The following is an 11,267-nucleotide window of genomic DNA, read 5'->3' as shown; positions in this document are numbered from 1 at the left end:
CGCACTCCGTCGCGCTCGCACCACCACTCGATCAGACCGGGAATCACCTTGCCCTGGCTGCAGATCACTCTGGTGCCGGATTTCTCGGCGATCTCGAGCAACCGCTGCCGCGCGGGTTTGCGGCTCTCGGCGTACTCCTCTTCGGTGAGCGCCGGTTCATCGTGGACGCCGACCCCGAGTTCCTCGGCGAGAGGCTCGAGAGTCTGCCGGCACCGGACTCGATCGGCGGCATGAAGGTCACTGGCACCGAATGCCAGAAGTGCGCTGACCAACGATTCCGCCTGCGCCCGACCGTGCTTGTCCAGTGGGCGTTTTCGGTCATCACCTTTGTAGCGGCTCTTGCGGCCCGCCGTGGCGTGGCGCACCACCAGTACGGTGCCGGTGTCGGCGGGCAGTTTGGTGAACCGACGCAACACCTTACGGTCGTGCGGATAACCGAGCTTGTGCATCGCGTCGTCGACCGACATCCACAGCAGCTTGTCCACCTCGTCGTTGGGCGTGAAATCACCCGAAAAAGACGGGTCGACCCGCGCGGCCCAGTACCGGACCTTCTTGAGGCCCTGACCGGTCGGATAGCTCACCGACATCAGCCGTCTTCACAGATGCGCACGAAAACCCGTCTCCTCATGGATCTCCCGCACCGCGGTCACCGGCTCGATCTCGCCCGGGTCGACCTTGCCTTTCGGCAGCGACCAGTCGTCGTACCGCGGCCGGTGGATGACCGCCACCTCGACGTCGCCGGACCGGCGGAGGTCCTGGGAATCCGGCACGGGACGCCAGAGCACCGCCCCGGCGGCGCGCACGATGGGCGCGGTTGTCGACACCTCTACTCCTGCAGGTCGAATCGGTGCCGGATCAGGGATGTCGGTGCTTCGACATCAAGGACACCTGATGGTCGCGTACCGACTCGCCCTCATGCGGCAAGGCCGTCCAGCGGGCGTCGGATCCGAGCTCCCAGCAGCGGGTGGCAGGATCCAGCGCGGACTCGAACATGTCGTCGAGCTGAGCGGTCAGCCGTGGATCCTTCACCTGCGCCATCACTTCGACCCGCCGGTCCAGATTACGATGCATCATGTCGGCACTGCCGATCCAGAACTCTTTGATGGCGTTGAAATGAATAATTCGCGAGTGCTCGAGGAACCGGCCCAAAATGGACCGCACCACGATGTTTTCCGAGAACCCCTCGACACCCGGCCGCAGCGCACAGATTCCCCGCACCACCACCTCGACCTTCACCCCGGCCTGTGAGGCGCGGTAGAGCGCGTCGATCACCTGCTCGTCGACCAGAGCGTTGGCCTTCAACCGGATCCGGCCGTCGGCACCATCGGCCGCGGCGGCCACCTCCCGCTCGATGCGTTCGATGATGCCCCGACGCACGCCGTAGGGCGCCACCAGCAGATTGCGGTAGCTGACCTTGCGGGAGTACCCGGTCAGCGAGTTGAACAGGTCCGTCAGATCGGCGCCGATATCGGGTGCGGCGGTGAGCAATCCCACATCTTCGTAGAGCCGAGCGGTTTTCGGGTTGTAGTTGCCGGTGCCGATGTGGCAGTACCGGCGGATCGCCGAGCCCTCGCGGCGCACCACCAGGCAGGTCTTGCAATGTGTCTTGAGCCCGATCAGCCCGTACACGACGTGGACGCCCGCCTGTTCCAGGGCACGGGCCCACTTGATGTTGGCCTGCTCGTCGAAGCGCGCCTTGATCTCCACCAGCGCGACCACCTGCTTGCCTGCCTCGGCGGCGTCGATGAGCGCGTTGACGATGGGGGAGTCGCCCGAGGTGCGGTACAGGGTTTGTTTGATGGCAAGCACATTGGGGTCGGCGGCAGCCTGCTCGATGAAACGCTGCACCGTGGTGGAGAACGAGTCGTACGGGTGGTGCACCAGGACGTCACCGTCACGCAGCGTCGAGAAGATGCTCTTCGGCGTTTCCCGCTCGCCGAATGCGGGTGGGGTGGCCGGGACGAAGGTCCGGTCCTTGAGCGCCGGGCGGTCGACACCGTAGATCTGCCACAGCGACGACAGGTCCAGCAGGCCCGGGACTTCGATCACATCACCGGGGTTGACGTCGAGCTCACGCAGCAGCAACTCCATCATGTTCTCGGTCATGTCGTCGGCGACTTCCAACCGCACCGGTGACCCGAACCGGCGACGTGCCAGCTCCCGTTCCAGCGCCTTGAGGAGGTCCTCGTCGCGGTCTTCTTCCACCTCGAAATCCGCATTGCGCGTAATCCGGAAAGCGTGGTGTTCCACGATCTCCAGCCCGGGGAAAAGCACATTGAGGAACGCCGCGATCAGCTCTTCCATCGGCAGGAACCGCACCACGGTGTTCTTGGTGGTCTGGTCGTCGCCGTCGCGCGGACCCAGCTCGACGAATCGGTCGACGTTGTCGGGAACCTTGATCCGGGCGAAATGCTGCGTGCCGTCCTCGGGTTGGCGCACCGTGATCGCCAGGTTCAGGCTCAGCCCGCTCACGAAGGGGAAGGGATGGGCGGGATCGACGGCCAACGGCGTCAGGACCGGGAACACCTGCTCGTGGAAGTAGGTGGACAGCCGGGCACGCTCGGCATCGTCGAGGTCGTTCCAATTGACCACGAAGATGCCTTCTTCGGCCAGGGCCGGCCGGACGCCGTCGAGGAACACCTGGGCGTGCCGGTTGGCGATCTGCTGGGTGCGCTCACCGATACGGCGCAGTTGTTCGCGGGGTGAGAGACCGTCGGCGGACCGCACCGACAAACCCATCTCGTCGCGGCGCTTGAGGCCGGCGACGCGCACCATGTAGAACTCGTCGAGGTTGGACGAGAAGATCGCCAGAAACTTGGCCCGCTCCAACAGCGCAAGGGACGGATCGGCCGCAAGGGCGAGCACTCTCCCGTTGAAGTCCAGCCAGCTCAGCTCGCGGTTGAGGTAGCGGTCATCTGGCAGCGAGTCGTCGATTGCGTCCGCGGTCGGCGCGGGTGGCGCATCCGGTGTGCTGTCGTCCGACACCCAGTCCGCGTCGGCAGGTCGTGCTTCGGCTTCCGTCACGCCACGATCATCCCCCATGTCCCGCCGGCGGTGCTAGGTGCCGCCGACCGTGTTCTTCGTGACCGCTCCGACGCCGAGCCCAAGGGCGGCTGAGAGGTCGTCGGGGGTGTCGATGTCGCAGCGCAGGCCCGGCCACTCGCCCGTCAGTTCGACGGCGCCCGAATCCTTGTGTCGCCGTGCGGAATTGGCGCCAAATAGGGGCTGCAGCGGGACGCCGAAGGCGAACAGTGCCGACGTCCCCGTGCCATGCCGGTCACTGACGAAGCTGCGCTGGTTCTTGCGCGCCAGAGCGATTGCCTGGGCGAGCTCCCGCGGTTGAAGCGCAGGCAGATCGCCTTGCAGCACGCCGACGTTCGCCGTCTCCGTGCGGATCGCAGCCTCGGTGATCGAGATCGCATTGTTCAACGGATCGGGGTGGGCCGTAGGAGTGGGATCCACTAGCACTCGGGCGCCGAGCCCACGGACGGCGTCGGCGGCCACGGCGTCGGGGGTCACGACGGTGATGGCACGGACCGCGATTACGGAAGACGCCGCGGTGATGGTGTCGATCAGCATCGCGAGCACCATCTGTTCGCGGGCCTCCGGTGCGAATGCCGGCGCGAGACGCGTCTTCGCCAAACCAAGACGCTTGACCGCGATGATCAGCCCGACGTCACCCTCGCTCGCCACGGCACCACCACTACCACCCGTCGCTTCGCTCGCCTCGGCGCCACCACCCGTCGCTTCGCTCGCCTCGGCATTACCACCGGCGTTCGTCGAAGTCATGGCTGCCATCCTGCCAGCAGCGCAGACCAGGCTAGATTTGTTCCCGTGGTCAATGCTGCGGTAATGGGCGCCGGCGCGTGGGGGACAGCGCTGGCGAAGGTCCTTGCGGACGCAGGCAACGACGTGACGTTGTGGGCCCGCAGTCCGGGTCTGGCCGAAGAGATCAACGAGTCCCACCGAAACGCCCGCTACATCGGGGACGTCGACCTGCCGAGCTCGGTCCGGGCGACTCACGACGCCGAGTCGGCATTGGCGGGGGCGTGCACTGTCCTTCTTGCCGTTCCGTCACAGACACTGCGCGGCAACCTCGAGCGGTGGCGCGGTTCGATCGACGGCGACGCGACGTTGGTGAGTGTGGCCAAGGGCATCGAGCTCGAGACGCTGCTGCGCATGAGCCAGGTGATCGTGCAGGTGGTCGGCGTCGACCCGTCTCGCGTCGCCGTCGTCACCGGTCCCAACCTGGCAAGCGAGATCCTCGACGAACAGCCGGCGGCCACGGTCGTCGCATGCGCCGACTCGGGTCGCGCCGTCACATTGCAACGGGCGTTCTCCACCCGATACTTCCGGCCCTACACGAACTCCGACGTCGTCGGCGCCGAGATCGGTGGCGCCTGCAAGAACGTCATCGCGCTGGCCTGTGGAATGGCCGCCGGCGTGGGGCTTGGCGAGAACACCGCGGCCGCGATCATCACCCGCGGGCTGGCCGAGATCATGAGGCTGGGAATTGCCCTGGGCGCCAAGGCGTCCACCCTCGCGGGGCTGGCGGGCGTCGGCGATCTGGTCGCCACGTGCACGTCCCCGCGGTCACGCAACCGGGCGTTCGGTGAGCGCCTCGGCCTGGGCGGCACCATCGAATCGGCACTGGCGGCGGCCGGCGGCCACGTCGCCGAGGGTGTCACGTCCTGCCAGTCCGTGCTCGCGCTGGCCGACAGCTACGACGTCGAGATGCCGCTGACCGATGCGGTCAACCGGGTCTGCCACAAGGGTCTGTCCGTCCACGACGCCGTCGCGCTGCTTCTGGGCCGCAGCACCAAGGCGGAGTGACGATGGACGGACAGTATGGAAGTTCCACCCGCAGCGTCAGGGCGTCCGGCTCCCAGCCGATTCCGGGTCAGCCGGTAACCCCACCGCCCGTTCCCGCGGCGGCCTATCACCTCTCGCCGGACGAGTCGCTGCCCTTGGACGGCTACGGCCGCGTGTCGAACCCGACCTGGCGGCAACTGGAGTCGGCACTCGCCGAATTGGAGGGCGCCGCGTCGGCGTTGTGCTTCGGCTCGGGGATGGCCGCGATCGCGTCGGCACTGCGCGTGATTGCGAAACCCGGCACCACGCTCGTCGTCCCTGCGGACGGCTACTACCAGGTGCGCCGCTACGCCGCGGAATACCTTGCTCCGCTTGGCGTCGAGGTGCGCGAGGTGCGCGCCGCCGACATGTGCGCGGCGGCCGAGCACGCCGACGTCGTCCTCGCCGAGACCCCGGTCAACCCCACCCTCGACGTCGTCGACCTGCACCAGCTCGCAATGATCTGCCGTGGCAAGGGAACCACGCTGCTCGTCGACAACACCACTCCCACACCATTTGGGCAACAACCACTTTCGCTTGGCGCGGACGTCGTGGTCGCCAGTGCGACCAAGGCGTTGTCCGGCCACAGCGACCTGCTCGCCGGCTATGTGGCGGGCAGTCACGCGGAGCTGATGGCCGCGATCGAACGCGAACGACTTCTGGCGGGAGCCATCCTCGGGTCCTTCGAGGCGTGGCTGTCGCTGCGGAGCCTCGGCACGGCGGGGCTGCGCTTCGAGCGGCAGTGTCAGAACGCACTGGCGTTGGCGCTGATGCTGCGCGATCACCCCGCGGTGCGTTCGGTGCGTTACCCGGGACTGCCCGACGACCCGTCGCACGCGATCGCGTGTGGGCAGATGAGACGGTTCGGCGGGCTGGTCTCCATCGAGTTGGCCGACGCCGCTGCCGTGCACCGGCTCGTCGAGCGCAGTGGTCTGCTGGTCGCGGCGACCAGTTTTGGCGGAATCCACACCTCGGTCGACCGGCGGGCGCGCTGGGGTGACCCGGTGGGCGACGGATTCGTCCGCGTATCGCTGGGCATCGAAGACACCGACGACGTGATCGCCGACATCGAACGCGCGCTGGAGCCGGCCAAGCCACTCGACTCGTGACCGACGACAGGGACGGCGAGGCAAAACCGCAGCTCAGCGTGCGGTGCACTGCACGTTCGAGTGTGGACGGTAGCCTCTCTAGGTTGTGACCGACCGCGAAACATCAGGCCCGCAGGCGCGCACACGCGTCGCCGTCGTCTACGGCGGCCGCAGCTCCGAGCACGCCATCTCCTGCGTTTCCGCCGGCAGCATCCTGCGCAATCTCGACCCGAACCGCTTCGAGGTGGTCGCCGTCGGCATCACGCCGGACGGGTCCTGGGTGCTCACCGACGGCAGACCCGAAACACTCGCCATCACCGACGGTCAGCTGCCCGAGGTCAGCGGGACGTCGGGCACCGCGCTGGCGCTCGCCGCCGACCCGCGTCGCCGCGGCGAGCTGCTGTCGCTCGGCGGGGGCGCGGGCGAGGTCCTGGCCGCCGTCGACGTCGTGTTCCCGGTGCTGCACGGGCCCTACGGGGAGGACGGCACCATCCAGGGACTCCTCGAACTCGCGGGCGTGCCCTACGTCGGCGCGGGCGTCCTGGCCAGTGCGGCCGGCATGGACAAGGAGTTCACCAAGAAGCTGCTCGCCGCCGAAGGGCTGCCCATCGGCGATCAGGTGGTGTTGCGTGCCGGTGCCGCCACGCTCCAGCCGGAGGACCGCGAACGGCTCGGACTGCCCGTGTTCGTCAAGCCCGCGCGAGGGGGCTCCTCCATCGGCGTGAGCAGGGTCGCGACGTGGGACCAACTGGACAACGCAATCGCAGGCGCCCGCAGGCACGACCCGAAGGTGATCGTCGAGGCGGCCGTCCCGGGGCGGGAGCTCGAATGCGGCGTCCTCGAGCTACCCGACGGCCGGGTAGAGGCCAGCACGGTCGGCGAGATCCGCGTTGCCGGGGTCCGCGGCCGCGAGGACGGGTTCTACGACTTCGCCACGAAGTACCTCGAAGACGCCGCCGAGCTCGACGTGCCGGCCAAGATCGACGACGAAATCGCCGACGAGATAAGGCAATTGGCGATCGATGCGTTCCGCGCCATCGACTGCCAGGGGCTGGCCCGGGTCGACTTCTTCCTCACCGACGACGGTCCCGTGATCAACGAGATCAACACCATGCCCGGTTTCACCACCATCTCCATGTACCCGCGGATGTGGGCCGCCAGCGGTGTGGACTACCCGACGTTGTTGGCCGCGATGGTCGAGACGGCGCTCGCCAGGGGCACCGGCCTGCGCTAGCGGACGGGCCCGGGATCGACCTGTGTCGCGGGCATCGACTTGGCGATGGTGGCGGTGATCAGTTGGATGGGGGTGGGTCCCGACGCGTCGGGCAGCGTCAGCGCCACGTACACCGGCCGGTCGACGGTCACCCATGTCGTTCGACCTTCCCCGCCGATGCGGAACCATTGCACGTCGTCGACCACCTGCAGCGGTGAGCTGGCGACGAATTCGTCCGGGCGGTCCAGCCCGCAGCGCAGGATGACGGGATCGGTGCCGGGTTCGGCCTGCCACGCGGCGGCGCCCACGGGGACGGGATCGACGGGTTGCACGCGGTGGTAATCGCCGAGCTCGTCGGGAAGGGCCGCGGCCAACGCCCGGCAGGCGTCGCTGTCGGCCTGGGGTGCTGGCGCTCCGGCGATCGCCACGGGTTGCGGCGCGGGCTCGGCCTGCTTGGTGGCCATCACGGCCAGCAGCGCGACGACCGCTCCCGCCGCCACCACGATCGCCGCGACGAGGACCGCGCGGGGCGGTCCATCGCGTTCGTCGGCTGCCGGGGATGGGGGGTCGTCGGTCACCCGGTCGACTCTAGGGGTGCGCCCCGTCGGCGATCGGACAGGTCAGGGTGCGGGTGATACCGGTCACCTGTTGCACGCTGGGCACCACCACCGACTGCAGCTCGGCCGTCGAATCCGCCTCGACGCGGACCACGACGTCGTACGGACCCGTCACGTACTCAGAGGACGACACTCCGGGCAGACCCGCAAGCTGTTTGGCGACGACTTCGGCGCGGCCCACCTCGGTCTGAATCAGCATGAATGCCTCGACCACCCGAGCTGTCCTCCGTTCCGGCTGCATAGACTCCTCGCCGCAGGGACCAAACATAGCGCAGGTCGCGCCGGTGTTCAGGGCACGCAGCGGGGGACCGAGCCGGAGGTGACATGGCCGACAGTGAGCGGGCCGAAACGCTCGCCGAGCTTGGCGAGTTCAGGGTCATCGGTCGCTTGGTGAACGGGCGCGCGCAGACACCCGCCGTCCTGGTCGGGCCGGGTGACGACGCCGCGGTGGTCACGGCCGCCGACGGCAGGACCGTCGTGTCGACCGACATGCTCGTGCAGGGACGGCACTTCCGGCTGGACTGGTCCACCCCGCACGACGTCGGGCGCAAGGCCATCGCCCAGAACGCGGCCGACATCGAGGCGATGGGCGCGACGGCAACGGCTTTCGTCGTCGCATTCGGGGCGCCCGGCGACACCGACGGCGACGCGGTACTTCGCCTGTCGGACGGCATGTGGGACGAGGCCCGACGCTTCGGCGGCAGCATCGTCGGCGGCGATCTGGTCGCCGCTCCCCAGTGGGTGATCTCGGTGACCGCGCTCGGCGATCTGGGTGGTCGCGAGCCGGTGCTCCTGAGCGGAGCGCGACCGGGTGACACGGTCGCGGTCATCGGTGATCTTGGGCGGTCCGCAGCGGGATACGCGTTGTGGCTCAGTGACATTCACTCCGATGACGACTTGCGGCGGTCGCACCTGGTGCCGTCGGTGCCGTACGGGGAGGGGCGCAGGGCGGCCGACGCGGGTGCCACGGCGATGACGGACGTGTCCGACGGCCTGCTCGCCGACGTCGGCCATCTCGCCGACGCCTCGGGTGTCGGCGTACACCTCTCCACCGAGGAGTTGACCGCCGACCACGCAGCACTCGTGTCGGCGGCGACGGCTACGGGAGGCGACGGCTGGGAGTGGGTGCTCGGCGGTGGCGAGGACCACGCGCTCGTCGCGACGTTCCCCGGCGACGTGCCGTCCGGTTGGCGCCGGATCGGTCGGGTGGTCGACGGGCCTGCGCGGGTGTCGGTCGACGGTGCCGAGTGGACCGGACAGCCGGGCTGGCAGTCGTTCTGAGCCGAATGCGGGCCGTGGGCTGATGCGTTCTCGCAGTCACCCGCGAGCACACCTCGCCTCGACCGAACCTCGACTCGAGGCCGACGAACTTCTTCAGCGACTCACCACGTATTTACCGTGAATTCCGGTCGCAGGACACTACGTTGACCTTTCGTGGCACGCCCGCTTTCAGAACTCGTCGAAGCCGGATGGGCGCAAGCCCTCGAACCCGTCGCCGGTCAGGTCGCTGCGATGGGGGAGTTCCTCCGCTCCGAGATCGCCGAGGGCCGCGGGTATCTCCCCGCAGGCGAGAACGTGCTGCGGGCCTTCACGTTTCCGCTCGCGAACGTGCGGGTGTTGATCGTCGGCCAGGATCCCTACCCCACGCCGGGGCATGCGGTCGGCCTGAGCTTCTCGGTGGCTCCCGACGTACGCCCGCTGCCACGCAGCCTGGACAACATCTTCAAGGAGTACGCCACCGATCTCGGCCACCCCGGTCCCAGTTCGGGTGACTTGACGCCGTGGTCGCAGCAGGGCGTGATGATGCTCAACAGGGTGCTGACCGTTCGGCCGGGCACGCCCGCGTCCCACCGCGGCAAGGGCTGGGAAGCGGTCACCGAGTGCGCGATTCGAGCCTTGGCGGCACGGTCGGAGCCGCTGGTCGCCGTGTTGTGGGGCCGAGACGCGCAAACGCTCAAGCCGATGCTGTCCGGTGAGCACTGCGCGACGATCGAATCGGTGCACCCGTCGCCCTTGTCGGCGTCGCGCGGATTCTTCGGGTCGCGCCCGTTCAGCCGCGCCAATGACCTTCTGGCCGAGATGGGTGCCGAGCCGATCGACTGGCGGCTGCCCTAGAGGTACCGAGCAGCCGCCCGCGTGGTGCGGACGGTCTGCTCGAGCAGAAGAAGAGGGTACGCGGCAGTTAGCCGCGCACGACCTTGCCTGCCTTGATGCACGAGGTGCACGCGTTGATGCGCTTCTTGTTGCCGCCGGGACGGCTCACCGCGTGGACGACCTGAATGTTCGGATCCCAGCGACGGCTGGTCCGGCGATGGGAGTGTGACACCGACTTACCAAAGCCGGGACCCTTCCCGCAGACATCGCAAACGGCAGCCATGTAGAAACTCCTCGATCGGTACTGGGGGGCCAACGACCGCACGCGGGTGACCCGACAACCTGACCAGGATACCGGCCGTTGGGGGTAACGCCAAAACGACCGTCACCCTGAGTGACCCTGTGGACGATACTCCGACGACGTCGGTCAGGATCGCTAGGCTGGCGCGGCAGATGGCGCGTGGCGCGAGGCCGCACTTGGTGGGAGGTGAGTCGTTGGGCACGTCGGTACGGCGACTCGACGCCACCGGGTTGCGGGACTGGGCCCACGCCGCCGTGACGGGCTTCATCGCGCACGCCGACGAGATCAACCGGCTCAACGTGTTCCCCGTGGCCGACGCCGACACCGGCACCAACATGCTGTTCACGATGCGCGCTGCGTGTTCGCGCGCCGATGCCTGCGCGCGCGGGTCGGACGTGACCGAGATCGCGGCGGCGCTGGCCGAAGGCGCCCTGCAGGGCGCGCGCGGTAACTCCGGGGTGATCCTGTCGCAGATCCTGCGTGGCCTCGCGGACGTGCTCGCAGGTGCGGCCGACGAACGTGGCGGCGTCCTCGCCGACGTCGGCGGACCGCTGTTCGCCGCCGCGATGCGGCATGCGGTCGTGTTGGTCGATGCGTCGGTGAGCGACACCGTTCCCGGCACCATCGTCTCGGTCCTGCAGGCCGCCGCGGAGGCCGCCGAGGATGCCGCTGCCGACCACGGTGAGCTGGTCGAGATCGTCGGGGTGGCGTCGGACGCCGCGGTCGTCGCGCTGGAGAAGACCACCCAGCAACTGGCGGTACTGGCGCAGGCCGGGGTCGTCGACGCGGGTGGCCGGGGAATGCTCGTCCTTCTCGATGCGATGACCGCGACGCTGACCGGGCACACCCCGCACCGGGTGTCCTACGAGCCGTCGGGAGCAGTTCCTTGGAGTGCCCCTGCCCCGGCGCCCCCGCAGTTCGAGGTGATGTACCTCGTCGACGGGTGCGACCACGCGGGCGTCGAAGCGCTGCGGGCGCGCCTCGACGGTCTCGGTGAGTCGGTCGCCATCGCCTCGTCGGGAACCGGGGGCAGGTACTCGGTGCACGTGCACGCCGACGACGCGGGCGCGGCGATCGAGGCGGCGATCGAGGTCGGGCGGCCG

At 68.5% G+C, this 11,267-nt stretch carries 11 protein-coding genes and 1 pseudogene; 6 read left to right on the top strand and 6 right to left on the bottom strand.

Annotated elements, in window-relative coordinates; all coding sequences use genetic code 11:
• The 3 genes and pseudogenes from ABW137_RS02800 to cofC all read right to left on the bottom strand — a co-directional run.
• A pseudogene (locus ABW137_RS02800) lies at window positions 1-845 on the bottom strand (NUDIX hydrolase); the annotation flags it as partial.
• Window positions 846-855: 10 nt separating this feature from the next.
• The gene (locus tag ABW137_RS02795) at window positions 856-3,042 is read right to left on the bottom strand and encodes an RNA degradosome polyphosphate kinase (RefSeq protein WP_526396663.1); all 2,187 of its coding nucleotides are present in this window, start codon (window positions 3,040-3,042) and stop codon (window positions 856-858) included.
• A gap of 15 nt (window positions 3,043-3,057) precedes the next feature.
• Window positions 3,058-3,789 carry a 2-phospho-L-lactate guanylyltransferase gene (cofC, locus tag ABW137_RS02790; RefSeq protein ID WP_526396661.1) on the bottom strand — a complete coding sequence of 244 codons (732 nt, stop codon included), beginning with the start codon at window positions 3,787-3,789 and terminating at the stop codon, window positions 3,058-3,060.
• A gap of 63 nt (window positions 3,790-3,852) precedes the next feature.
• Between cofC and ABW137_RS02785 the strand changes: the two genes are divergently transcribed.
• The 3 genes from ABW137_RS02785 to ABW137_RS02775 all read left to right on the top strand — a co-directional run bounded on the left by ABW137_RS02785 (window position 3,853) and on the right by ABW137_RS02775 (window position 7,173).
• Entirely contained in the window at window positions 3,853-4,833 is a 981-nt protein-coding gene (locus ABW137_RS02785) for an NAD(P)H-dependent glycerol-3-phosphate dehydrogenase (protein ID WP_526396665.1), read from the top strand.
• 2 nt (window positions 4,834-4,835) lie between these two features.
• A complete protein-coding gene (locus ABW137_RS02780; protein ID WP_526396659.1) occupies window positions 4,836-5,960 on the top strand; it encodes a cystathionine gamma-lyase in 1,125 nt (374 codons plus the stop codon).
• 85 nt (window positions 5,961-6,045) lie between these two features.
• Entirely contained in the window at window positions 6,046-7,173 is a 1,128-nt protein-coding gene (locus ABW137_RS02775) for a D-alanine--D-alanine ligase family protein (RefSeq protein ID WP_526396657.1), read from the top strand.
• Here the strand turns inward: ABW137_RS02775 and ABW137_RS02770 are convergent.
• Window positions 7,170-7,730, bottom strand: coding sequence for a DUF3515 family protein (locus ABW137_RS02770; protein ID WP_526396655.1), 561 nt, complete (start codon window positions 7,728-7,730; stop codon window positions 7,170-7,172). The genes ABW137_RS02775 and ABW137_RS02770 overlap by 4 nt on opposite strands.
• A 10-nt stretch (window positions 7,731-7,740) precedes the next feature.
• Complete coding sequence (locus tag ABW137_RS02765; protein WP_526396653.1) at window positions 7,741-7,983, bottom strand: Lrp/AsnC ligand binding domain-containing protein; 243 nt, start codon at window positions 7,981-7,983, stop codon at window positions 7,741-7,743.
• Between the two features lie 110 nt (window positions 7,984-8,093).
• Here ABW137_RS02765 and ABW137_RS02760 point away from each other — a divergent pair, with 110 nt between their 5' ends.
• Together ABW137_RS02760 and ABW137_RS02755 are read left to right on the top strand one after the other, a co-directional pair.
• Window positions 8,094-9,050, top strand: coding sequence for a thiamine-phosphate kinase (locus tag ABW137_RS02760; protein ID WP_526396651.1), 957 nt, complete (start codon window positions 8,094-8,096; stop codon window positions 9,048-9,050).
• Window positions 9,051-9,203: 153 nt separating this feature from the next.
• Window positions 9,204-9,884, top strand: a complete 681-nt coding sequence (locus ABW137_RS02755; protein ID WP_526396649.1) for a uracil-DNA glycosylase — start codon at window positions 9,204-9,206, stop codon at window positions 9,882-9,884.
• Between the two features lie 67 nt (window positions 9,885-9,951).
• On the opposite strand, the gene rpmB is transcribed toward ABW137_RS02755, so the two are convergent.
• Entirely contained in the window at window positions 9,952-10,146 is a 195-nt protein-coding gene (rpmB, locus tag ABW137_RS02750; protein ID WP_526396647.1) for a 50S ribosomal protein L28, read from the bottom strand.
• A gap of 212 nt (window positions 10,147-10,358) precedes the next feature.
• Here rpmB and ABW137_RS02745 point away from each other — a divergent pair.
• A partial coding sequence (locus ABW137_RS02745; protein WP_526396645.1) for a DAK2 domain-containing protein occupies window positions 10,359-11,267 on the top strand: 909 nt, incomplete at its 3' end.

It is taken from the genome of Mycobacterium sp., from assembly GCF_040509115.1.
Taxonomy (GTDB): domain Bacteria; phylum Actinomycetota; class Actinomycetes; order Mycobacteriales; family Mycobacteriaceae; genus Mycobacterium.
The sequence above is the reverse complement of the archived record's forward strand: the minus strand, read 5'-3'. Positions and strand labels throughout refer to the sequence as shown.

Coding starts and splice junctions, on each gene's coding strand:
- ABW137_RS02795 (WP_526396663.1), bottom strand. CDS start 3,042: ATGGGGGATGATCGTGGCGTGACGGAAGCCGAAGCACGACCTGCCGAC.
- cofC (WP_526396661.1), bottom strand. CDS start 3,789: ATGACTTCGACGAACGCCGGTGGTAATGCCGAGGCGAGCGAAGCGACG.
- ABW137_RS02785 (WP_526396665.1), top strand. CDS start 3,853: ATGGGCGCCGGCGCGTGGGGGACAGCGCTGGCGAAGGTCCTTGCGGAC.
- ABW137_RS02780 (WP_526396659.1), top strand. CDS start 4,836: ATGGACGGACAGTATGGAAGTTCCACCCGCAGCGTCAGGGCGTCCGGC.
- ABW137_RS02760 (WP_526396651.1), top strand. CDS start 8,094: ATGGCCGACAGTGAGCGGGCCGAAACGCTCGCCGAGCTTGGCGAGTTC.
- rpmB (WP_526396647.1), bottom strand. CDS start 10,146: ATGGCTGCCGTTTGCGATGTCTGCGGGAAGGGTCCCGGCTTTGGTAAG.